The organism is Vibrio sp. HA2012 (genome assembly GCF_002812955.1).
GTDB lineage: Bacteria > Pseudomonadota > Gammaproteobacteria > Enterobacterales > Vibrionaceae > Vibrio.
Map to the genome: position 1 here is coordinate 226,860 of NZ_PFXK01000003.1, position 23,625 is coordinate 250,484.

The window sequence follows — 23,625 nt, forward strand, 5'->3', positions numbered from 1 at the left end:
TTTAGGTCTTATGTTTTAGGCTCACAAGTTTTGGAGGTCGTATGACCTCCATTTTTTATTAGTTAAGAATGGCCAGAATGCTGGCTTTTAACTTATCAATGCCGACACCAGAGATAAACGGCATTCCATGGAATAACGGTGTGTCACCAAACGTTCTATCTACTTTTGCCGTCGTGCAAATCAATGCGATATCATCATCCAGATAGGTTTCAATTTCGTTTACACGACACTGAATAATCTCAATTTGAATATTATTTTCTGCGCATAGATCCTTAATCTCTTCTGCGGCCATAGTGGATGTGGCGACAGCGCCGCCGCAGGCAACGATTACTTTTTTCATAGTGACCTCTGATTTTTCTTTTTAGTGTAGCTGAAATAGGTGGTTTTACATCATTCTTCATTGGATATGGCTTCTCTTAGAAAAGCAGCCAATTCTTTTAACGCGGGGGGAATTGTGCGGTGTCCGGGATAGTAGAGAAACATGGGGGGATCAATTGTTGACCAGTCAGGAAGTACTTCTTGCAGTTCGCCTTTTTCAATATATGGACGAGCGAGTTTTTCCAGAACATAGGCAATGCCAATATCGGCACGCGCCATTTCCAAGATCAAACTGGTTTCATTCATACAAATTTGCCCAGGGACCTCGATAACTCTGATTTCTCCCTCTTTCTCAAAATCCCATTTGTACATTGCCCCGCTGCCAATTCTCATTTGAATACAGTTGTGCTGCTTTAAATCCTCAGGAATTTGTGGGATACCAGCCTGGGCAAGATATACGGGTGAAGCAACAGTGACCCACTTGAGTTGCGTTCCTAGTTTGATTGCGACTAGATCGGCGGGAATGGAACCACCGTGGCGAATACCTGCATCGAATCCAGCAGAAACAATGTCCACCATTTTGTTGTCCACATCGATTTCTACTTCGATGTCCGGATAGTTTTTCAAAAAAGAAGGTAAATGTTTCGCCAAAATTAGGTTGGCTCCGTCGCCTAATACACTGAGTCGGAGCCGACCTTTAGGCTTATCACGAAAAGCACTGATGTCGTCTAGTGCATCAGAAATATCACCCAAGCTCAGTCGTAATCGTTCTGCTAATAGCGAACCTACTTCAGTAGGGGCGACGTTGCGACTGGTCCGGTGTAATAATCGTACGCCAAGATTTTGCTCTAAATTTTTTATGCTATGGCTTAATGCGGACGTGGTAACACCTAGCTCAACCGCTGCTTTGGTGAAACTCCGTTCTTGCTCAACCATTAAAAATGCATTCAGATTGGACAATTCTAGTCTTGATAGTTTAGAAATGGGTCTGGCAGGCATTGAGGTACTCACGAAGTTGAATTCAATTCAATGATAGTTGTAAGGTTTTACTTAGTAAAGATTATGCCAGTTATTATATGTGGTAGTGGTAAATTATTTTATTTAAATTCAATTAATTAGGGTATGTTGAATATTAATCAATGATTCTTGTAGTAGTACTCAACGATTACAATATCATAATTACAAAATGCACCTATTAGATAGATATGGCCTATGTCGACCTGAATCCTATTCGGGCAAAAATAGCGGATACTCCCGAACAATCCGACCACACCTCCATTAAAACCCGGTTAACTTCACTGAATAAAGGACAAACCACCACTCGTTCTCTACTCGATTTCACAGGCTACGAGCATAAAAATAAATCACACGGAATTCCTTTCCGGTTAATGGATTATATCGAGCTGGTTGACTGGATTGGCAGGCAAGTTCGTGAAGATAAACGCGGTCATATTGATGAAAGACAACCAGATATTCTGGAACGTCTTTCTTTTCCCCAGCAGGAATGTTTAAAACTTTGTACTGAGCTGGAAACCAAACCACGTTTATGGATTGGTTCAACCAAACATCTGACCCATGCAAAACAGAAGCTGAACCGACAGCGAATCGTCGGGATTCATATTTCATAAACATCCATGCAGTAAAATACTCCCTTCCATCTCCACTGTATCAGCTCGTCTGAAATTCAAGATAACCACTTTGTTTCTTAGCACTTTCCTATTTTTTACTGCTAATCCGCTAAATTCATCGGATTAACAGGCTAATAAGTTAAGAAAGGAAAGCGCTCAAAACAAATCGTTTTGTGAGCTAGCTTCGGTGTGTGTCCATTTATTTCTTTACTGAACCGACAGCGGATGGTTGGGATTCATATTTCCTAACAGCCCCGCCCCACAGCATACCAATCTACCTAAATCGTTACCCTAAGTTAGCCCTTCAAACCCATTGTTTACAAATCCATTATTTAGTATGGCGATTGAACGATTCACTACGATACATATTAAAAATCAGAGTAAAAGAAACGAGCCAAATCTCAGCTCATTTTTTATTTTCTTAATCTGTGTGTCCTCGTTATTTAGACCACAGCAAAATGGATTATGATAATGACCACTCCCCGAAGCCAACAGATATACCCGGAGCTAACTTATTTTATACGTGGTGACATTTTCTCAAGAGCCATATTTATCAACACATTTTTTCCAGTCTTCCTCTGGTATATATTTTTCTTCCGCTTCCCTCAAACTCAATTCACTGACTCTTTTCATAAACAGTCCTGGCCAGGAATCATCTTCTGGTATATATGCAAACTCCATTTTAAACTTACCAGCTTCTGTCAATGTCGCTTTAAAATGAGTCCAAGGCTCTCTTTTATACGGTTCATTTTTCTGTAATATTTCAGCTCTGTTGAGGATGGATAGTTCAACATCTTCCGGGCTTTCTCCAAACTTAAACCAAGAAATTGATCCATCTTGTTTCAACTTAAATTCTGTTGTACACCCCTTTGAATTAGGGAAAATATCACCATAAAAATAAATTTCAGACGCTGTGTCTGGCATTATATTCCAAAGAGCTTTACCTATTTCTTCATAAACTTTTTGATCATCAGTCATCATTCACCTGTAGGAGTATTTTTCAGAATACGAGTAATCTTTCTACCGCCATTAGTCGAGTAACTCACTTTAAAACTATCAGGTCTCTTACTGTTACCTGAATACTTAGGTTCTATCTTCACTTTTACAGAACCGCCCTTGCCAAGAATATTACGCCATTGTGTTTCAAATTTGTACCACTCGCCACCAGAACCATTTAATTTTCCATTCATGGGTACCAAATTAATGCCTTCTCCGGGACCACCAAACATTGAAGCAATCAAATGTCCACCACAATCATCGGGATTCCGGCATTCACGACCAGAAACTTTCTGCTGGTAAGTGTTACGATCCCAAGGGTATAGCTGGAGATCTGCTTCCACTGAGTCAACACGCCCATTAGAATCTGTTTTGTAACTGTAACCATTTTCAAATTGATAATTTGTGTTTGGTTCTGGGTTATTGGCTAATTTATTCCAATCCCCTTTAGTTCCTCGTTGGAGATCGCGTTTACCACTATCCACCACATCATCAACAGCTTTCCCTATACCACTCGCTGTAGTTTCCGCTAATTCATCCACTCCACCTTTAGCTTTACTGACCGCTTTCGCTACTTTCCCTGTTTCTTTGACAACAATCACTCCACCACTAACCGCTATTTTTCCTATCCCTGCTCCGATTAAGGTGGAAGTCAAATCAGCTACCAAATCCGATGGCGGCCGCACCATAAATACTCATGGACACACTGCCATTCATGTTTTTCTCAGCAGTGGTTTGAGAAGAGGTATCTGCTGATGCAAGAACATTCAGCTCACCGGTTTCTATGCTCAACGCATTCTGTGCCTGAACATCAGAGCCTTGAAAGGTGGTCTGGCTGCTCATGGCTGTATTTGTGGCTATCTTGATGTTTTTCCCGGAGACCGTTGAGCCGACACTTTCCGTCTGAGTTGTATTGGTATGAGTTTTACTGCCTTCGGCATCAAGGGCTAGTCCGATTGATAGGTCATAAAATGGATATGAAAAAAGTGAACACACTCCCTTTTGTGATCTAGCTTCGGGGGCGTGTCCTCGTTATTTTTGGAAGGCAGCTATCAACAGCTCAATAAATATGAATCCGGTATTCATGCACCACCATTAGACAAACTCGTACAACTTGCCGATGCACTGAACACCACTACCGATTATCTGATTACCGGACAAACGCCGGAAGAGACGCCGCTACATAACAAACGACTATTGCAGAAGTTCAAACTATTGGAGAGTTTTGACGCCAACCAGCAGGAGACCATCATCAATGTGATTGACGCTATGGTGGCTAAGCAACAGATGGAAGAAACACTTAAAACATTAAAGACAGAATAACTAAAAAGCCCAGCTCGATGGCTGGGCTTTTCTCAATTATCAATTAAATTCCAAATATCTGTTCTTACACTATCTAATTTTTTATTGGCTTTTTCTCTTTCATCAAAATCATCTCGCCATATAAAAAAATCAGAGAAACTGCCGTTACCAGAAACCATATTTCGATAGGTAGTCTCAACATATCTGACAGCCTCATCAGCACTCCCTTTTCCACCATAATCCGGCGGGGTTAAGGCTTCAATAATCAGGTTAACTCCTCGAACCCAATTGTTTTCATTTTCCTTGATCATGATTTGCTTAAGCTCATTAAAGAGCTGAAGCAAATCGTTAGACTTCTGAACATTATTCATCTCAATTGCTTCCTATTGACAACTCGTCAAGCACCTGCACACCCTTAATATTCCAAGGTTGATTAACATAGATTTGCATCACATCCTGACCGCCAAGATAGATGCCGCCCTGGTTGCCAACAGGCCCTTCATAGACGGTTGTACCTTTCGGTATTTTTATTTGATAAACAGATTCAACAGGAGACAAACCGGTTAATACGCCATCCGCATCTTTCCACTGAGGTTTCACAGCAAGATCAATACGGACTTGAGCAACAGATTCAGCAGGTTCACGTGTAAACCATTGGCCTAGAGCATTACGACCACCTCCGGCCTCACCAGCTCTATACAAGATAAGATCATCTCCGAGAGTAATGGTGTTGTATTTTCCTCCTGCGAAGTTCGCAGCAGGATTGTTGGGTAAGCTCGCTAATGGCCCTGGATTCTCGACCATGTTATGAGCATAAGTGCGGGTATTGTTTGGAACAACTCTCTCACCCTGCGCCACACCCGCAGTTTTCGAAATACTACCACTATCCACCACATCATCAACAGCTTTCCCTATACCACTCGCTGTAGTTTCCGCTAATTCATCCACACCACCTTTAGCTTTACTTACCGCTTTCGCTACTTTCCCTGTTTCTTTGACAACAATCACTCCACCACTAACCGCTATTTTTCCTATCCCTGCTCCGATTAAGGTGGAAGTCAAATCAGCGACCAAATCCGATTCGGCCTGTGCCTGCGCCTCTATGGCCTGTGGGTCATTAGTTATAAGGCCATTTCCTACCGCCTTCACATTGTTGTAAGCTTTCTCCAGATATTGAACAAAAGCCTGCTGGACATATCCCGGCAGTTTTTTGAATTGCTCTGGATTGTTGACTAAGAATTCAACAGCCTCTGGTATGTTTTCTACCATCTCGACTGCATCTGCTCCGTATTGTTTCAGTTTCTCTTTCGTTAGGGCAACAATACGTGAATTCTGAGCGATTTCCTGAGCTTTCAGATCATGAAGAGGAACTTTTCCCTTAAGGGCGACCCATCGCATGTACGGTGCTCCGGGAACAAGACTGTTCTCCCCCTTACTTTTATCCAGCTTGTTATAATCTTCTGTATTAGACGCCAGAACATTATCCACCTGCCGTGGCTGATTTGTAACGGAATTAACCTGCGTATTCGAATTTTGATGGGTAATGGTAGAGAGATCATACCCGTCACTGGCGTACTCTTGATCCAGTTTATCAGCGAAGGCATCATCAATCAGCTGTGCATATTCTTCTCTGTTCTCTTTATATGTGTCCGATTTATTCTCTGTTCCGAATGCCTCTGCATCTATACTATGACTGGCTTCATGAGCCACCGTCGTTGCTGTTTCAACTGGCCTCGATTTTGTGATCTAGTTTCGGGGAGGGCCTTATTTCTTCTCGTTCACAACGGCTTACTCATTGCTATCAAACATATCGTCATCAACAGCTTCATAATGCTCTCGGAGAATAGTGCTCTCTTCAAGGCTACCGACAAGTCGTATACAAAGCTCTTCTTCAACCACATCTACTAATTCAAAAAATCTAAAATCATAACTTTCATCATCATATTCAAATATCGCAGACAAATAGAGAGTACTATCCTGATGCACGTAAATTCTCTCATCCTTCCATATGTTTAATTCTTTTAACAAGACTCCACACCTTTTTTCCTCAGGTATTGGTCTTTCCTCAGAAACAAAGATAGTAGGATTTCCACCTGAGTTACCAAAAATATCAACATAGAGAACCGAACTACTGATGGTGGCAATACTTGCCACCATTGGTAATTCGAAATTATGGTTGCTTAATATGTTAATTAAATTACTTAAAATCAATATCTAATCTCCAATTTGCTTTAAATCAGCATCAAATGTTCCAAGTCGGGTTTGTTTACTACCTAGTTCTTTTGGCGATTTAGCAAGTTTCCAAACTCCACCATTATGGGCACCGTTACCATCACCGCTGCCCACATCCCGAGACATATATAGCTTCCTCTTTTTATTGTAATAAACTACTTCACCATGTGATTTTTCCTTAATTTTTACAAAACCAAGTATTTGTGCAGCCTCAGTAGCTTCTTTAGTAGTTTTGTAGAAAATCTCTCCAGGTACAGCTCTCCTTGTTGAGTCAAAGTTATTATTATCATTGTTATGGGTATTAGAATTGACAACCAACAACGGCTCCACACCAGAATCTGCAGGTGATTCCGTTGTCCCTAATCCCTTTTCATCTGTAACATGTGTTTCTGTTGTCCAGACATCTTGGTCTTTATCGGCTACTGATACGGTCGATGAATCCATTCCCTCATGAACCGGATTAGTATAATTGCTAACTCCTCCTTCAACAATTTCACTACCGCCAGTATTGGAAGATATACCTTCGGCTCTGAGCTTCTCAGCCGCCGCAGCTACTTCCGGGCTAATCTGTTGCATCAAGTTATCCATCGCAACCCAATCGCCCATGTTCGTACTTGTATCTCTGTATTCCCTCATCTGAAGATAGGTTTTTGCTGCAATAGCAAGTTCTTCATCTGTATACTGAGCATCCGGCTCAAAGAAATTTACAATTCCACGACTGACCGTCTTTAACCCTTCCATTGCATTATTCAAAGCCTGCTTTGTGACTTCTTGAACTTTAGGATTGGCAATTGCCGCTGTAACCAAACCAGCAACTGCAGGAACAGCAACTAGAGCCGGTAAAAAGTTCTCCCCCTTACTTTTATCCAGCTTGTTATAGTCTTCTGTATTAGACGCCAGAACATTATCCACCTGCCGTGGCTGATTTGTAACGGAATTAACCTGCGTATTCGAATTTTGATGGGTAATGGTAGAGAGATCATACCCGTCACTGGCGTACTCTTGATCCAGTTTATCAGCGAAGGCATCATCAATCAGCTGTGCATATTCTTCTCTGTTCTCTTTATATGTGTCCGATTTATTCTCTGTTCCGAATGCCTCTGCATCTATACTATGACTGGCTTCATGAGCCACCGTCGTTGCGGTTTCTTTGGCATTCTGATTCGCATTATCTGAAACATAAATTTTCCCGGTCTCATCGGAATAAAAGCCTCTTCGCTCATCATCCAGTACCTGAACAACCTCTGAAGGTTTGACGCCAGTCGCTTTCGCAATGTAAAAAATCATTGCCTGATTGGCATCTTCCCTCTCTTGCGGACTGTAATTCTCAGGGTTAGCTAAAATATCTCTGTTTTTATCATTATCCGGATCGTTGTAAAAACTCTTCGCTGCTGTATAAAAATCCTGCTTTCTCTGGATATGTTCAAAGACCCCGGTTTGTCCATCCTGAGCATCCGTTGTAACCGCAACAGATCCTTTCGTCGCTGCATCATGAAGAGCTTCACCTAAAAGTACCGTGCGATCTGCATCTTCCTTGATCTCCTTCCTGCCTTCTTCCGTCAATATCCGCGTATCCAGCACCATCTCCGCTCCGGCATGCTGGCTCACCGCGTACAGCCCTTTTTCTACCTTATCGGTATCCCGGTTCAGCCGCTCAGGGTCATCGGAATGTTCTTTATCCGTTACCTCGATATTTCCCTGCCCCAGCGTGGCCAGTGTTTTGCTTTTCTCATTGGTTTTGCCCATTGAGAACGAAGAGTTCACCGTACCCAGACTCGCCTTCGTCTCCGGATTGCCCTGCTCATCGTTTCCTTCAGCGAAACCCACACTGGTGCTGACATTAAAGCTGTTGTCACTGCTGTACAGACTGTTTGACGTATTGGTGTAGGTCATCGTATCGGTTTTCAGATGTAGATTACCGTTATCGGCAAAATGTCCGTCAGCCTGCTGCTCTCCGGCGGCAAGCAAGGCCCCTTTCAGATGGGTGTTATTGGCAACCTTGATATCTACCTCACCCCCGGTAACACTGGAAAGTACGGTTTCTTTTTGTCTGATGCGCCCAACGCTGGCACCATAACCACCATTTATCGAAGCAATGTCACCATTGCCTTTTCTGATACCAACAGTATTATTTAACGCTCTCTGTTCTGCTTTATTACCACTGGTATAATCAGGATCATTACCAAATCCAAATCCAGCACTGACATTCATTCCTTTGGATGCACGGTCATACGAGTCTTTTTGTGATTCAATATTCAAATCACCACCAACCACCATGCTCAATAAATCAGAGGCATCAACATTACCGCCTTTGATATTAGTATCCCCGGTGGTTTCTGTTCGGATGGTCGCCGCATTCAGGGTCGAATTGGTATGCGTCAGGCTGCTGCTCTGTGCGTTATTTTCGCCGTATCCCAAATCAACCTGTGGTCCGGCGGCCGCACCATAAATACTCATGGACACACTGCCATTCATGTTTTTCTCAGCGGTGGTTTGAGAAGAGGTATCGTCAATTCCGCAAACTGACCAAAACTAAAGGTGGCTTCGCCAATGAAACCAGCTTGCTAAACTATTGTATGTCGGTAGTGAAAAGTGGACACATTCAGTCCAGAACTGGAATCTGACGCGGTCTCAACTGAGCATCCACTTCGAAGGCCGACTCGATAAATATCTGGATTTATAAATCGATATTCAAGCCTTTGCTTTCTTATTCTGTTGTTTCACCCAATCTTCATATGGAATACCATATTCATCTGCTTCTTCTACTGTCAGCTCGCTAACTCCTCGCATATACAGTCCTGGCCACGAGTTTTCATTTTCAATATAAGCAAAATTAATTGTTAGCTTTCCCTCATCTGTCACTGTCACTTTACAGTGAGTCCAAGGTTCTTTTTTAAAAATTTCATGTTGTTGAAGAACTTTTAGTTGCTCTTCTATTTTATCATATACATTATACGGAGCGTCCCCAAACCCATATCGAGCTTTATCACCATTTTCAGTTAACCAGTTATAGACTTTCTCTGTTGATGTTTTATAGATCTGCATATAAAAATATGCTTCCAAACCGTTATCTGGAAAAATTGACCAAATCAGTTGACCTATTTTTTCGTAAATTTCTTGAGGGTCTTGCGTATGATTCATATTGCATTCTATCCTTTAATATTGTCAACTTTCTTAATGATTTCATCCCCATCATTTATGATGTAACGAACTTCTATGCTATCAGGCCGTTTACTGTCCCCTGAGTAAACAGGTTTAATATTGACTTTCACATCACTTCCTTTCTTCAATTCTGCTTTCCATATCTGTTCCAGTTTATACCAATCCCCTCCTGAACCGTTTACTTTTTTATTCATTGGAACATAATTAATCTGTTCACCTAAACCATTAAACATACTTGCAATAAGGTGACCTCCGTGGTCATCCTCTAAACCATCTTTGATTCCACCGGTCGCACCGGCTTTTCTTTGCTGATGAGTATTTCTGTCATTTGTTAATTTTTTCAAATCAGTAGAAACAGAATTTACTCTTCCTAGTTCATCTGTTTTATACACGCTATCATTAAATTTATAATCGGTATTTGGTTCTACTTCATTTAAAAATTTATTCCATCCACCTTTTTGTCCTTGAGTGGTTTCAATAATAGTACGACCTGTCTCTTTATCAACGGAAACACGTGCTACATTTTCCACTCCATATTTATTCTCAAAATATTTTTTGATTTCGTCTGAATTATAAATTCCTTCATTTGAAGAATTGTTCTTATCAGTGATTTTTGAAACTTCTTTCTTCAATCCAATCCTGATATTTCCACCAGTACTGCCAAGAGTTCCCGGTTCAACTTTTACTTCAATTTGACTAATCGCCTGTTTAACTTCAACCAGGCGACCCTTTATTTTTGCATAGTACTTCCCACCATATTCAACAACTTTGTCTCCAACAGGTCCCAATACTTTTTCTAATTTTCTAGCAACAACTTCTTCTACTACCATTGTCACGACAGAACCGTCTTTTATACCGTTAATTACAGCTAAAGCAGTTCCTACCGCTGGCACTTCTTTCAAGTCATTTGCAGTATCTGCTGCAACGCCATCGGTTATTAAGTTCTCATATACCCGCTCCAGCGTATTTTCTTCGTCATACTCCTTTGCTTTCGTTAAACTCGAGAGAATTCTATCTTTAGCATCATCTGTTAACGGAGGGTATGTATTGTCTAAAGCATCAGGAATATCGTCGATGTCCATGTTGTAAAGACTAAGAGCAATTTTCTTTTCTCTTTCTAATTTATCTTTCAGGTTGGGGTTACCCTCGACTAAAGACTGATAGTCCTGCTTCACTTGAGCTGTTAACGGATTTACTACACCATCACCATTATTAGCTCTATCGACATCATTAATCAGCTCATTCGTATTTTTAACTAACCGGTTTCTATCATCATCTATTAAATTAACTGTTGGTGCCTTAGGCTTATTAAGTTGTACATTGGCATAAGTACCAGCGGAGAACTCCATACCATCCGCTGAATACTCACCAAATGTATCTGCGTATTCCTCGGCCAATGCCCCTTCGCGATACCTTGTTTGCCCTTGATCAATCCGTACGTGGGCTGTTTCATGTCCCATGGTTTCCGCAACATCTTTCACCCCACCATTATTGTTATAGTCAATGGAAACCCTAGAGTTTGTCGCTTTACCATCCTCTGAATTAGAATATGTCATTCCTCGGAACTTCTCAGTCGCAACCGCTTTGGCACTCTCAATAGTGACACCATAAACACTTGCATAAGCCTTAGCATACTGATCTAACGCTTGGTCATATTCTTCAACACTATAGTTCTGCTTGTTCTCTAAAATATCGACAGACTTGCCACCATTTTCTAATGCCAGAGATTTCTGTACATCCAGATCTTTTTGCACGTCACCAATGTGATCCAAAGTATCAGATAGAACGATTGAATCTTTGGTTGCCACATCACTGATGGCTTGGCCTAATCTTTCCGTTCTCTCGACATCCTCAGCTATCTCCTTCCTGCCTTCTTCCGTCAATATCCGCGTATCCAGCGCCATCTCCGCTCCGGCATGCTGGCTCACCGCATACAACCCTTTTTCTACCTTATCGGTATCCCGGTTCAGCCGCTCAGGGTCATCGGAATGTTCTTTATCCGTTACCTCGATATTTCCCTGCCCCAGCGTGGCCAATGTTTTGCTTTTCTCATTGGTTTTGCCCATTGAGAACGAAGCGTTCACCGTCCCCAGACTCGCCTTCGTTTCCGGGTTGCCCTGCTCATCGTTTCCTTCAGAGAAGCCCACACTGGTGCTGACATTAAAGCTGTTGTCACTGCTGTACAGACTGTTTGACGTATTGGTGTAGGTCAGCGTATCGGTGTTCAGATATAGATTACCGTTATCTGCAAAATGTCCGTCAGCCTGTTGCTCTCCGGCGGCAAGCAAGGCCCCTTTCAGATGGGTGTTCTTGGCAACCTCGATATCTACCTCCCCCCCGGTAACACTGGAAAGTACGGTTTCTTTTTGCCTGATACGCCCAACGCTGGCACCATAACCACCATTTATCGAAGCAATGTCACCATTGCCTTTTCTGATACCAACAGTATTATTTAACGCTCTCTGTTCTGCTTTATTACCACTGGTATAATCAGGATCATTACCAAATCCAAATCCAGCACTGACATTCATTCCTTTGGATGAACGGTCATACGAGTCTTTTTGTGATTCAATATTTAAATCACCACCAACCACCATGCTCAATAAATCAGAGGCATCAACATTACCGCCTTTGATATTAGTATCCCCGGTGGTTTCTGTTCGGATGGTCGCCGCATTCAGGGTCGAATTGGTATGCGTCAGGCTGCTGCTCTGTGCGTTATTTTCGCCGTATCCCAAATCAACCTGTGGTCCGGCGGCCGCACCATAAACACTCATGGACACACTGCCATTCATGTTTTTCTCAGCGGTGGTTTGAGAAGAGGTATCCGACGAGGCCAGAACATTCAGCTCACCGGTTTCTATGCTCAATGCATTCTGTGCCTGAACATCAGAGCCCTGAATGGTGGTCTGGCTGCTCATGGCAGTATTTGTGGCTATCTTGATGTTATTCGCGGAGACCGTTGAACCGACACTTTCCGTCTGAGTTGTATTGGTGTGGGTTTTACTGCCCTCGACATCAAGGGCTAGTCCGACTGAGAAACCATAGGTTCCACTGCTCGAAGCCGCCGTCGCACTTTGCTGCACTGCCAGGGTCGTCTTACTGGTTAAATTGACCGTTGCCGCCGCAATCGCTGCAAGATAGTACTTCTCATCCCCCTTGATATCATCAATCAGCTCCTGCATCTCATCCAGGTCGTCTTTATCTATCCCCGGGACGTTATCTGCGTATTCCTGTTTCAGTGTCGCCAGATTGGCTTCCAACTCATCCAAATCACTTTTGTATTTTTTGTACTCTTTTTTCGTATTCTGAAGTTGCTTCGTCGCCTCAATCACTTGCAGATAAGCTTTCGCTGCTTCCGCATATTCATTCTGAACCGTCGCACTGATTTCAGCACTCGCATGTGTTTCTCTGGTTTCACTTGACTGAGTGTTCGTCGCTTCAGTGATGTTGACGTTTTGCTCAGCCGTCAGCGTAATATCGCCATTGTCAGACTGAACATGTGAGCCCTGAATGGTGATGTTTTCGGTGGAAGCAAAATCAATATTGCCATGACTGGTAACACTGGCGCTTTTGTTCTGGATACCCTGTGCACTGATGCCTTCTTGGTCATAGGTCGCTTTTGCAAGCGTGAGTTTACCCTTGGTGTCACTGGTATCTTGCGGGATAGCATTTTTGAGCGTATCGATAACACTCCCCAGTGATATCTCAATCTTTTTATCTTCAGCGTAAGTATTGCTCTCTTCCTGAGCCGCCAGAACTTCAATCGAGCCGACATCCGTTTTCGCGGTAATATTACCGTCAGCCTGAAGCTTTGAGCCCACGACTTTTGCCCGGCCGGCATCAATGTCGATATTGCCACCACTTTGAACCAAAGATGATTTTGCTTTGGTGTTTGTGCCCTGTCTCAGGTGGGATCCCATTTCATAAACCGGCCCCGTATTGATGAGGCCGAATGTTGAAATGGAAGCCAGCGCATTCAGTGGATTGAAACTGCTGGATTTCGACCATTTCTCTTGCTGCGAAAACTCCTGTGCAGCACTGATAAGCACATCATTACTGGCCTGGAGCTGAACATCCGATGCAGCATCAATATTGGAAGAGATAACTTTAATGTCATTACCGGATTTTAAGATAACGTTAAGTGCTTCCGTCTCAAGACTGGCTTCTCGTAAACTGAGCGCCTCTTTTCTGTCCATCGACGCACTCTGACTGAGCCCACCCCAGGAGGATTTTTGTGTGTAGTGAAGCTCCCCTTCACGGTACTGTTTTGCAATAACTTCGATGTCTTTTTTAGCAGCAACAACAATATTTTCCTGAGCTTTAAGTTTCGCCGCTTCTAACGTTACTCCTTCGTCTTTACTGTTAAGCGTAATATTTTTTGCATTAAGTTCACTGCCCACCACCGTCTCTTTGTAGCTCATGTTACGTTTGGTTTTTGAGCCCATAAAACCACTGGATGAGGTGATTTGTGTGTCACGATAATCCGAGTCATTCGCCGCCAGAATACTGACCTGCCCGGCACCTTCAAGAGATATAACCTCATCCGCATTGAGCGTAGAAGACGTCACGGCTAGCTCATTCCCTTTCACACTGATATTTTGGGCACTGACCTCCGACCCCGTATTCACTACCCGTTTGCCACGGTTATAACCATTATTCAGGTTAAATGCATACTCTTCCTGCGCCTGAACAGTGTCGACCTGAATATCGCCATTGGCCGCGACCAGTAGCGCATCCTGTCCTGCGGCTATCTGTGCGCCCTTAAGCGTGATGCCATCCTGAGCCGTTAATGTGACATTGCCGTTTGCTTTAACTTGAGACTGACGGCCTGTTGCGGTGATGCTCTGGCTGCCCTGAGCATAGTGATACTGCTTCTGCGTTTGCGCCGTTTCCAGATTGATGGTATCAGCACTGAGCGTCATATCGCCTTCTGAGGCAAGCTGACCGCTGACATTGTCAATGCCAGTAGTCGCCTCAAGCGCCATATCACCACCGGCGCTTAATTCACCGCCCTGGTTAGTAATGCTGTCCGCCGCAATGTGCATGTCTCCGCCAGCGTACAGACCGGCCTGATTATTAACCTCACCCGTCGCCGCCAGCTCCAGCGCTTCGCCTGACTGAATCGAGCTGCCGTTTTTCATTCTCTCTTCATCAACAGTCGCCAGATACACCACCGGAACCAGAACAGAGTGTCCGTCAATCACCCGCTCTTCCATCCAGACGATGTCTTTGGTTAAATTAGCTATCTGTGCATGAGTCAGGCTAATGCCTATCTGAAGATTTAAAGACTCTTCCAGCGCTATCGCATTATCCATCAGCGCTTTATACTGCTCTAAATCCGTCGCGTAGTCGCCTAACCGACGTTGCCCGCTTAACTTCATAACACTGTCACGAACCAGCGTGGTCTCATACATCGCATCGCCTAGACGCTGTACGGTCTTTTCCGGACGAAAATCGAGCTTACTCATCATGTAGTCCGACCCGATAAAGGTGGCGTAATTGGTATATATCGGGTTGGATTCGATAAGATACGGATGCTCACTGTCGGCGTTCACCACAAATAACCCGTATTTGCCTTCCGGCAGAGTCAGGGTAGAAGCAAAGGCATCACTGCTGGTGTTGGTGCTGTACGTCACATCATCGGTCGGTTGCAGGCTTGGTCTGCTGTTGGTCTGATACAGACCGTCGTCCGCTGTTATTTCACTTTTCGTGGTACTGGCCCGTAAGTCTGACGAGGTTTTGATTTCCGAACTCAAACCATTACTGAGCGCCTCATACTCACCCACCAGTGTATCAACAGCCCCGACAGCCACCAGCTCATCAAGAATACGAGTGTTGTCGGTGATAATAGCTCTGACATTGGTATCGATATCAAGCAACGCCTCTTTTTGAGTGGCAACATCTTCAATAACAACAATCGCATCATTAACAGTTTTGAAAGCCTCCATATTGGCTTCATTTTCTGCCAGATTTGTCTTCAACGACGCTAATGAACTCTCCAAAGCAGCAAGATCATCTGCCGTTGTTGCAGTCAGATCCAGCGTTTTGCTGTAAGCGATGATTGCGGCTAACGTTTCAATATTGAGCTTGTCATTATCGATGGAGAGCTGTAAAGAATTTTCCAGCGTGGCAAGATCGTCTTTAAAGGACGTCAAATCCTCTTCAGTAACAATGCCCGCGATCAATGCATCCATATCCGGGACTTCACCCAGAGCGCGAACCACGTTCTCATTGCTGTCATCCAGACTTTCCTGACTTTGTTGCAGATCCACGCTGTTCGTTTCTATCTCGGTTATCTGCGTTTCTTTTTGTGCCACTTCCGCATCGGTCAGCACCCCACCAATACTACTGGAGTTGTTTAGGTTCACCACATTTCCAGTGATGCTTCCTCTTGCCTGGATTCCATAGTTCACTACCGGAAGCTTACCGGTCTGCGTGTTGGTAAATGAACCTCTGTACCCGGCCCGGTGTTTATGGTGAAGACACGATCCGGAAGGTCCGCTAATAGAGCAGTAGCGCTCATTACGATATTGTTTTGTTACCGTAGTCGTTGTCGTTACAATGATTTTTCCTACATTGTTCGCTTCATCCGCAAGTAGGTTAATATCACCATCGGAGGCAATCAGTGAGTAAAAATTGTTCAGCGTCTCAACATCAATCGTAATGTCACTGTCCGCCAGAATAAGAGACGGATCAGAAGGAATATCGATCACCTGTGTTTTTTTCGTTGTTGTGACGGTATCAAAGTCGTTTGAACCACCTCGGGAAATTTTTTGAGTCGAACTGATGGTCTGATTTTTATAGACTGGCGCAGACGTTACGTTATCCAGAGTCTTCGCCGTAATGTTAATGGTGCTGTGAGATTGTATTAACCCGTTATTGGTGACGGTATTGATCTTGTCATGAGCGTCATTGGCGGCAATCGTCATCGCACCGTCGCTGTATATAACTCCCGTTTTTTTATTGGTCAGGCTCTTTTCAATCAACAGGTTAATTTCATCATTACTGCGGATCATTTCATGATTGAGCAATGTTTTTGCCCGGACAGTCATGTCATTTTTAGAGTACAATGCGCCTTTATTAACAATATTACCTGCGTTAATATCGAGATTTTTCCCTACGACAGCGCCATCATTCTCCATAGTTTCAGCAACAACGTCGATATTATCCTCTGCATAAATGACACCATCAATACGGTTAGTCAGTGTGTCTGAGCTGATATCAAGATCATCATTGGCCTGAATCAGTTTGCGGTTATCAATCTCATCAGCCGTCACAACAACATCATTTTCAGAGTAAATCTCATTTTGATTTTTAAGTGTAGCGGTCGTCACTTCGATGTTATCGGCATTGATATGACCATTATTATTGACTTCGGTGTGCGCGTTTATTACGACTTTTCCATTTGTTTCCGGAGCGGTTAACTTACCTTTATTGTCGACTTTATCGGCGTTTATTTCTAAGGTGTCATCCGCTTCTAATATACTGTCCTCATCAATAAGAAAATCCGTCTTCGCATCAATATTAATATTTTTAGCAACAACATCTGACGTACTGGTGATTGCCCGACTTTCTGAGGTGACCACAACATTATTAGCAGCGGACACATCCGCCATGACAATATTGCCATCGGCACTAATCTCTAAGCTGTCTGTTGCATAAACTTCCGGAGGTAAATTCACGCCGACGCCTTTATCATTACTGACAAGAGTAATGGTGTTTGCATAGATCCCACCCAATTGGGATGAGTCAATGGCAATTCCCGTATCTATAGTCCCTTTAGGAGTAACAGTTCCATCCATCGCAATGTCGTTATCACCGGTAACTACTGCCAGTTTTTTCGCATAGAGTTTGGCATTAAGCTGTAGCGCTTTGGTGTAAAGATTAACCTGATCGATGTTACTGGTATTGAATCCTTCCCCCTCAATGAGAATATCGCCGCCACTGACATCAAACCCTTTAAGTAGACTTCCATCAAAAAGAAGACTTCCTGTCGTCAACGTCGCATTTGGCGTATTAATAAAACCACCACCATTGACACTGATTCCATTCGGGTTGGCAACAATAACATCAGCAGCCTGCCCGGCAACTTCGGTATAGCCTTTGAGAAGGCTTCGATTTGTGCCCGTCACTTCATTAAGAATAAGCTTCGCCGCATCACCGGTCAGGTTTTTATTGTAGGAGATGTAACCCGCTAACTGTGTATCTGTCACCACTTTGGAGTTATTGAGAATTAGCCCCTGCTCAGCCACGTTATAATTTTTAAATTTATTATGAGAAAGCCCCTGAGAGGTCGGTTTGACGATATCTATAATTGGCACCCCATTCGGCGCATTACCTAAGATTGCCTGATTGGCTTTCGCTGCGGAAGTGTCCACTTCGATATCTGCGGCCTCCAATGTCAGAGCCGGGATCAGGACAAAAAACAAACTCACCGGAATAAATAGATACGAACGGATACTCATAAGTGACCTTCTATGCGTTTATTTTGCTTGTTTTTACAAAAAGTAAGGATGTCCTCGACCTCATGATGACAATTATGTTTAATGGCATCGAATAATCGGACATGGCGGGGCTCTATTTTTTCTTTTACGCAAGAGGCAAATTCTTGCTTGTTGTAATCGGTAGGAACAGAAACCGAAGTGCAGCGTGAAGGGGTAAAATAGTTAGAGTTATCTAACATATATCCTTTACCATTAAAGTAATGCAGATATTCGGTAGCGTACAATCCACCACACTTACCTTTCACGCAAAGATAAGAATGGTAGTAGGTATCTAATGTGTCTGCACACCGATAAACTTCATCATTTTTGAGCTGATTCAGTGCTTTCAGATTTTGGATCACATCATCATTTTTTATTCGGGTGAGCCATTTCCCCGTTGAAGGGTTATAGACTCCCTCCAGAAACAACAGTAATCCGGAAACTGGTTCTTCAAGCCCACCAGCATAGGAGAAATCTACAGTAAGATTGTTGTTACTTTCTCTAACCCGGCTACCATTACTGTCGTAATCAATTACCTTGACAAGGTTTTGCTGTTCGTCAACTACCACTCTCAGGCTTTTCATTTCGTTGTAGATGAACAAATAGGTGCTTCCCTGAGTCGTCATACCATAAGGGAGATCGTCGAGCTCGTTGTGGTATAAATATTCTCTTACTACGTTGTCATTTTTATCGGTCACAAGATGGAGTCGGTTTTCACCCTGCCAGGAATATTTTTCAATGATCTGACCATTCAGACATTTTGTTTTTCTTCGGTTAAATTCATCAAATTCAAACGATACATTGCCAAATTGGGTTTTTATATTCTGTACATCATTAAATGATGTGAAATGATATATAGAAGAATTAATCCCGCTTTGAATATACAATGTCATTCTGTCTTGATTAAAGTACCAAACTGACCAGACAGTCAGAAACACAAAAACAGTCAAAGCCCAGCGTTTTATTATTTTCAGCTTCATCTTTTAAAAACTATAGCTAATTGAAATTCCAAAAAAGTTTCCAGTTTCAGTCACATCTTTATGGTGAAGAGGAATGGCATAATAGAGCTGAGCATTCACATCTTTATAAGCGTATTTAGCGCCAATGGCACTTCCTACAAGATTTCCGCCCTTCACATCCTCTTCACTTTTAATATGCCCGTGATCAAAAGCGACGAAATAGGTTTGTTCAACCTGATCAAAGAGTTTGGTTTCAAGGGTCTTAGAAATCTCATGCCGTGCGTAATACCCCGTATTTCCCACCAGTCCTTCTTTTTTATAGCCACGCACACTGTATGGGCCTCCAATACTGATTTGATCGGTACTGAAAAGTGCGTTTTGAGCTTTTTGATAGTGGGAATTGAGTGAGTATTTAAGCCCCAGAAATGCTTTCATTAAAGAAAGATCAACCGTATAAAATGAAGCCTGAGCATCCAGTTCGGTGGGATTGTGGTCGTTGAACCAGTAAGTTCCTTTGGAATAAGTAAAGGCTGTGAATGTATAAAATCCCGGAATTTGATAGAGGTAATCGACACTACCTCCAGCCTTAGAAAGGTTATAACTGGATGTTTCAATCAGGGAATCACTGATATAGTTTTCCGCCTGATAATGCTTCACAAAACTTCCAATATTAACCCTGTGGTTTTTATTGTGAAAAACTTCATAACCCAAATTTAGAGTATAGGTTTGGGTTTCACCATTAGAAACATAGTCAGTAATCCCGGCTGGAATTAACTGTTTATAACTGGTTTTTCTGTACTTTAAGCCAAGAGTAAAGCGGTTTCCGACAGGAAGACTGTATTGAATACCGCTACCCCTGGTATTCTCAGCACTGTAATTGTTTTCCGTACTATTCAGGCTGACACTTAGACGGTCATTTAAGCCAAGAGGATTATCCAGATTAAGGCTCAAACTGCCCTGTCCTTTCCCTGTGTTTTTTTCTCCATAATTATCCAGAGCCACCATCCCGTTAATACGACGGGTTGGATTATTCTCTATTTGAATATTCGTCGCTCCAACCTTTTCTCCTGGGAGCAATTTCATACTAGCATGGTTAGAAGGTAGACTATTAATAGTCTCAATACTGCGTTCTAAATCTCTTAAGTTCAGATAATCGCCACACTGCCCTAAAAAGGCATTCTTAATATAAGATTCATCCGGTAAGATTTCGCTGACTCGCCCTTCTACAGCCTGAATCTCAACGATACCGTTTTTAAGAGTCTGAGGTTTAAGGTAGACCTTTGAAGTCACATACCCTTTATCTACATACAAAGCTGAAAGAGATTTAACAAGATTATTCAGTTCGGTGATAGTGCGACAGCTATTTACAAACGGAGTAAACTGCGCAGATTTCTCTTGTCGGGAAAGAAGGGTTAACGTTTCTTCTTTAATTTCTTTGATAAAGATACAACGTTCGCCTTCCTTTGTATCCGTATCCAGTAAAGACGGCGTTTCCACATCAAAATATAAAATATCCTGTTGTTGATTTTTCTCCAGCCGTTCAAAAATTTCTTTTTGATTTTCTAACTGTTCCGGAGACACCGCCGCATAAACAGTCCACGAACTGACCATCAGTCCGACAGGCAAACCGAACCACTGAAAAGCCCATTTTATCATTGATATTATAACCTAGCACATACAATCACTGCCTCAGTCTTGACGCTGAGTACACGAGTTGTTATTTGTCAATGTGCATATGTTACAAAATACATATTTCGTATGCAAGTATTACAATTGAGACATTTCAAGCATATTTACATTAATTTACAGTACATGCATACCAATAAAATCAAATCATTAGCACAGTCCGAACAAAAAACATCCTATAGGCAATAAATTGTATAGTGGTAACTAAATTTATGAGAATATGACCTGTCGAATCAATGAGATCAATTCCTACTTCGATTTTATGCATCTACTCAGGGAGCTACCACTGTGTTCACTAAATGATAATTTAACCAACGTCTTCCGTGGAATGTGGAAATCAGCTAGGCTGAATAAGGCCTTACTAGATTAAATGCGCATTTACTTTTCCACTATTTTTGCTAATGTGGAAAAAATGAATATGGAGATGAATCGATGAAATCTCGACAAGCCGCAGACTACTTTCATGGTAAAGAGGGATATAACTGCGCACAATCTGTGCTGAAAACCTTCCAGCAGGAACGAAATATTTCAGAGATGACCATTTATCAGGCGAGTGCATTAGGCGGAGGCAGGGCTGAAGGTGGGATTTGCGGGGCTATCTATTCGGCATTACTGGTTTCTGGTGATGAGAAAAAAGCAGAAGAGCTGTTGCAGCAATTTCATCAAAAAACCGGTTCTGTCTACTGTACCGATATCCGTGAGAGCGAAGCCGGTTGCCGGGAGTTTGTCAAGATGGCAGCCTCACTGGCAGCAGAACAGATGACAGAAGAAAAATAAAACGCAGGTAAATTGTAATACCTGCGTATTAATCGCGGACTTTGCCGGGATACTCTACAGTAATAACGAATCCCGCATCATTTCAATATGCCCGGCAACCTCATCCGCATCTTTACCAAAATAGCCTATATGGAACATCGCATCGCCTTCCTGAACCAGAGGAATATTCTGCTTACCAATAATGATCCCGGAACGGGTCGATACCACATGCTGGATTAACTCGCCCAATGGTGAATTAATCTCCGCCAGAACCTGACCTTTTTCTACCTGTTCCCCCAGCTTCACGAATTCATTCACAAACCCGCTGCCCGGGGCTCGTATCCACTCACTTTTGTTGGCAACAAAAGGATCAATACGCCTTCTTCTTCTGCTTCTTCTCATAAGTCCCAAATGCATAAGTACATTAATTACACCCCGGTATCCGGCCTGAATGGAAAGCTCGTCATGCCTGAGTGCTTCCCCGGCTTCATAGATCAGCACCGGTATTTTATGTTCGATCGCTTCGCCCCGAAGGGAGCCGTCACGTAAAGACGCATTCAGCAAAACCGGAACTTCAAACGCCTTAGCCAGTTCCAGGGTCTGTTCATCTTCCAGATTGGCTCTGATCTGAGGAAAGTTAGAGCGATGAATCGCTCCGGTATGCATGTCGATACCGACATCACACTGGTTAACAATATTCGTCATAAAGGTATGAGCCAGCCTTGCAGCCAGAGAGCCTTTTGCCGAACCGGGAAAACTGCGGTTCAAATCCCGGCGATCCGGCAGGTAGCGGCTTTGGTTGAGAACACCATACACATTAACCATTGGCACCAGAATAATAGTGCCTCTGATAATAGACAGATTGGCTTTGATCAGACGCTGAATAACCTCAATACCATTCAGTTCATCACCATGGATGGCCGCACTGACAAAGACTGTCGGACCTTTACGTTTTGCTTTTTGCACATACACCGGAATAGAAACATCCGTATTGGTGTACAGACTGGCTACCGGAATATCCAATTGGCATTTTTCTCCCGGCAGAATGCGCCGGTCAGCAATGATCAGACCACCTGGCATCAGCCTTGTCCCCAGCCCCGGCCTGAATATGGCTTGGCATTTTTTTCAATGAATTCATAAATAGTTCCGGCAACATCTTTACCTGTCGCTTTTTCAATCCCTTCCAGACCCGGAGATGAATTGACTTCCATCACAACGGGTCCCCGGTGTGACTGCAGAATATCGACACCACACAAGTTCAGCCCCATTGCTTTTGCTGCATTCACTGCCGTCATGCGTTCTTCCTTGCTTAGCCGGACCACTTTTGCGGCTCCGCCACGATGTAAATTAGAACGAAATTCGCCTTCTTCAGCCTGTCGCTTCATGGATGCAATAACTTTATTACCTACCACAAAGCAACGGATATCCGCACCATTTGCTTCCTGAATAAATTCCTGCACCAGAATATTAGCTTTTAATCCCATAAAGGCTTCAATAACACTTTCTGCTGCCTTGGTCGTTTCCGCCAGAACCACACCTATCCCTTGCGTTCCTTCAAGTAATTTAATCACCAAAGGAGCACCACCAACATTATTGATCAGATCTTTAACATTATCCGGCTTACTGGCAAATCCGGTCCGGGGAAGACCAATACCCTTACGCGACAGAAGTTGCAGAGATCTCAGCTTGTCTCTGGAACGACTGATCGCCAGTGACTCGTTAACACAAAATGTGCCCATCATTTCAAACTGACGAACGACTGCGGTACCGTAAAAAGTAATAGAGGAGCCAATTCGGGGAATAACAGCATCATAAAGAGGCAGTTCCTCTCCCTTATAACGAACTTTAGGATTACTGCTGGTGATATCCATATAGCAGTGCAGTGTGTCGATAACATCAACCTGATGTCCGCGGGATTCCCCTTCTTCTTTTAATCTTCGGGTTGAATATGAAGCAGGCTCAACAGATAAGATAGCGATGCGCATGGTGCGATTCCAAGTAACTGAATGGATAAATTTGGCGTGACCATATACGCTATTCGTGGTAATGAAAAACAAATAAATTTTATCCTGTCGATGAAATTAAATTGTTAAGCAGCGA

General features: G+C 43.0%; 18 protein-coding genes and 1 pseudogene. 4 read left to right on the forward strand and 15 right to left on the reverse strand.

Translation table 11 applies throughout. The annotated features are described in order from the left end of the window. Positions 1-58: 58 nt before the first annotated feature. Both gatB and CSW98_RS07285 read right to left on the reverse strand, forming a co-directional pair. Positions 59-340: a PTS galactitol transporter subunit IIB gene (gatB, locus tag CSW98_RS07280; protein WP_100799806.1), complete on the reverse strand. Its 282-nt coding sequence runs from the start codon at positions 338-340 to the stop codon at positions 59-61. A 50-nt stretch (positions 341-390) separates the two neighbouring features. Further along, positions 391-1,317: a LysR family transcriptional regulator gene (locus CSW98_RS07285; RefSeq protein WP_100799807.1), complete on the reverse strand. Its 927-nt coding sequence runs from the start codon at positions 1,315-1,317 to the stop codon at positions 391-393. Between the two features lie 206 nt (positions 1,318-1,523). On the opposite strand from CSW98_RS07285, the gene CSW98_RS07290 reads away from it, so the two are divergent. Continuing rightward, on the forward strand, positions 1,524-1,946 hold the full coding sequence (locus CSW98_RS07290) for a Mobile element protein (RefSeq protein WP_100799808.1): 423 nt from the start codon (positions 1,524-1,526) through the stop codon (positions 1,944-1,946). 537 nt (positions 1,947-2,483) lie between these two features. On the opposite strand, the gene CSW98_RS07295 is transcribed toward CSW98_RS07290, so the two are convergent. The 3 genes from CSW98_RS07295 to CSW98_RS07305 are packed head-to-tail and all read right to left on the reverse strand — an operon-like array spanning position 2,484 to position 3,938. Further along, positions 2,484-2,924, reverse strand: coding sequence for an immunity protein YezG family protein (locus tag CSW98_RS07295; RefSeq protein ID WP_100799809.1), 441 nt, complete (start codon positions 2,922-2,924; stop codon positions 2,484-2,486). After that, positions 2,924-3,598: a DNA/RNA non-specific endonuclease gene (locus CSW98_RS07300; protein WP_198517303.1), complete on the reverse strand. Its 675-nt coding sequence runs from the start codon at positions 3,596-3,598 to the stop codon at positions 2,924-2,926. The genes CSW98_RS07295 and CSW98_RS07300 overlap by 1 nt, the downstream gene beginning before the upstream one ends. 1 nt (position 3,599) lies before the next feature. Beyond that, positions 3,600-3,938 (reverse strand): hemagglutinin repeat-containing protein, encoded by a 339-nt coding sequence (locus CSW98_RS07305; protein WP_100799811.1) that lies wholly within the window; start codon positions 3,936-3,938, stop codon positions 3,600-3,602. A gap of 27 nt (positions 3,939-3,965) precedes the next feature. Between CSW98_RS07305 and CSW98_RS07310 the strand changes: the two genes are divergently transcribed. Beyond that, on the forward strand, positions 3,966-4,265 hold the full coding sequence (locus CSW98_RS07310) for a helix-turn-helix domain-containing protein (protein ID WP_100799812.1): 300 nt from the start codon (positions 3,966-3,968) through the stop codon (positions 4,263-4,265). Positions 4,266-4,297: 32 nt separating this feature from the next. Here the strand turns inward: CSW98_RS07310 and CSW98_RS07315 are convergent, their stop codons facing one another. The 4 genes from CSW98_RS07315 to CSW98_RS07330 all read right to left on the reverse strand — a co-directional run bounded on the left by CSW98_RS07315 (position 4,298) and on the right by CSW98_RS07330 (position 8,951). Next, positions 4,298-4,615, reverse strand: a complete 318-nt coding sequence (locus CSW98_RS07315) for a hypothetical protein (protein ID WP_100799813.1) — start codon at positions 4,613-4,615, stop codon at positions 4,298-4,300. Between the two features lies 1 nt (position 4,616). Continuing rightward, positions 4,617-5,954 carry a hypothetical protein gene (locus tag CSW98_RS07320; protein WP_100799814.1) on the reverse strand — a complete coding sequence of 446 codons (1,338 nt, stop codon included), beginning with the start codon at positions 5,952-5,954 and terminating at the stop codon, positions 4,617-4,619. Positions 5,955-6,032: 78 nt separating this feature from the next. Then, on the reverse strand, positions 6,033-6,455 hold the full coding sequence (locus CSW98_RS07325; protein ID WP_157810359.1) for a hypothetical protein: 423 nt from the start codon (positions 6,453-6,455) through the stop codon (positions 6,033-6,035). Between the two features lie 3 nt (positions 6,456-6,458). Beyond that, complete coding sequence (locus tag CSW98_RS07330) at positions 6,459-8,951, reverse strand: toxin C-terminal domain-containing protein (RefSeq protein ID WP_100799816.1); 2,493 nt, start codon at positions 8,949-8,951, stop codon at positions 6,459-6,461. A gap of 20 nt (positions 8,952-8,971) precedes the next feature. Here CSW98_RS07330 and CSW98_RS07335 point away from each other — a divergent pair. Beyond that, a pseudogene (locus CSW98_RS07335) lies at positions 8,972-9,159 on the forward strand (IS256 family transposase); the annotation flags it as partial. Between the two features lie 8 nt (positions 9,160-9,167). Here CSW98_RS07335 and CSW98_RS07340 read toward each other — a convergent pair. The 4 genes from CSW98_RS07340 to CSW98_RS07355 are packed head-to-tail and all read right to left on the reverse strand — an operon-like array spanning position 9,168 to position 20,739. Continuing rightward, complete coding sequence (locus CSW98_RS07340; RefSeq protein WP_100799817.1) at positions 9,168-9,617, reverse strand: immunity protein YezG family protein; 450 nt, start codon at positions 9,615-9,617, stop codon at positions 9,168-9,170. Between the two features lie 8 nt (positions 9,618-9,625). Continuing rightward, a complete protein-coding gene (locus CSW98_RS07345) occupies positions 9,626-18,106 on the reverse strand; it encodes a two-partner secretion domain-containing protein (protein ID WP_100799818.1) in 8,481 nt (2,826 codons plus the stop codon). After that, on the reverse strand, positions 18,103-19,104 hold the full coding sequence (locus tag CSW98_RS07350; protein ID WP_100799819.1) for an RHS repeat domain-containing protein: 1,002 nt from the start codon (positions 19,102-19,104) through the stop codon (positions 18,103-18,105). Before CSW98_RS07350 ends, CSW98_RS07345 begins: the two co-directional genes overlap by 4 nt. Before the next feature lie 3 nt (positions 19,105-19,107). Then, entirely contained in the window at positions 19,108-20,739 is a 1,632-nt protein-coding gene (locus CSW98_RS07355) for a ShlB/FhaC/HecB family hemolysin secretion/activation protein (protein WP_100799820.1), read from the reverse strand. A gap of 462 nt (positions 20,740-21,201) precedes the next feature. Here CSW98_RS07355 and CSW98_RS07360 point away from each other — a divergent pair, with 462 nt between their 5' ends. Then, entirely contained in the window at positions 21,202-21,546 is a 345-nt protein-coding gene (locus CSW98_RS07360) for a C-GCAxxG-C-C family (seleno)protein (protein WP_100799821.1), read from the forward strand. A 54-nt stretch (positions 21,547-21,600) separates the two neighbouring features. On the opposite strand, the gene CSW98_RS07365 is transcribed toward CSW98_RS07360, so the two are convergent. Continuing rightward, entirely contained in the window at positions 21,601-22,605 is a 1,005-nt protein-coding gene (locus CSW98_RS07365; protein ID WP_100799822.1) for a succinylglutamate desuccinylase/aspartoacylase family protein, read from the reverse strand. Then, complete coding sequence (rimK, locus tag CSW98_RS07370; RefSeq protein WP_100799823.1) at positions 22,605-23,510, reverse strand: 30S ribosomal protein S6--L-glutamate ligase; 906 nt, start codon at positions 23,508-23,510, stop codon at positions 22,605-22,607. The genes CSW98_RS07365 and rimK overlap by 1 nt, the downstream gene beginning before the upstream one ends. Between the last annotated feature and the right edge of the window lie 115 nt (positions 23,511-23,625).

Excerpts from the sequence above, each read along its gene's own strand:
- CSW98_RS07330 (WP_100799816.1), bottom strand. The coding sequence starts at position 8,951 with ATGAATGGCAGTGTGTCCATGAGTATTTATGGTGCGGCCGCCGGACCA.
- CSW98_RS07360 (WP_100799821.1), top strand. The coding sequence starts at position 21,202 with ATGAAATCTCGACAAGCCGCAGACTACTTTCATGGTAAAGAGGGATAT.
- CSW98_RS07365 (WP_100799822.1), bottom strand. The coding sequence starts at position 22,605 with ATGCCAGGTGGTCTGATCATTGCTGACCGGCGCATTCTGCCGGGAGAA.
- CSW98_RS07340 (WP_100799817.1), bottom strand. The coding sequence starts at position 9,617 with ATGAATCATACGCAAGACCCTCAAGAAATTTACGAAAAAATAGGTCAA.
- CSW98_RS07290 (WP_100799808.1), top strand. The coding sequence starts at position 1,524 with ATGGCCTATGTCGACCTGAATCCTATTCGGGCAAAAATAGCGGATACT.
- gatB (WP_100799806.1), bottom strand. The coding sequence starts at position 340 with ATGAAAAAAGTAATCGTTGCCTGCGGCGGCGCTGTCGCCACATCCACT.
- CSW98_RS07355 (WP_100799820.1), bottom strand. The coding sequence starts at position 20,739 with ATGATAAAATGGGCTTTTCAGTGGTTCGGTTTGCCTGTCGGACTGATG.
- CSW98_RS07315 (WP_100799813.1), bottom strand. The coding sequence starts at position 4,615 with ATGAATAATGTTCAGAAGTCTAACGATTTGCTTCAGCTCTTTAATGAG.
- rimK (WP_100799823.1), bottom strand. The coding sequence starts at position 23,510 with ATGCGCATCGCTATCTTATCTGTTGAGCCTGCTTCATATTCAACCCGA.
- CSW98_RS07345 (WP_100799818.1), bottom strand. The coding sequence starts at position 18,106 with ATGAGTATCCGTTCGTATCTATTTATTCCGGTGAGTTTGTTTTTTGTC.
- CSW98_RS07285 (WP_100799807.1), bottom strand. The coding sequence starts at position 1,317 with ATGCCTGCCAGACCCATTTCTAAACTATCAAGACTAGAATTGTCCAAT.
- CSW98_RS07295 (WP_100799809.1), bottom strand. The coding sequence starts at position 2,924 with ATGACTGATGATCAAAAAGTTTATGAAGAAATAGGTAAAGCTCTTTGG.
- CSW98_RS07350 (WP_100799819.1), bottom strand. The coding sequence starts at position 19,104 with ATGAAGCTGAAAATAATAAAACGCTGGGCTTTGACTGTTTTTGTGTTT.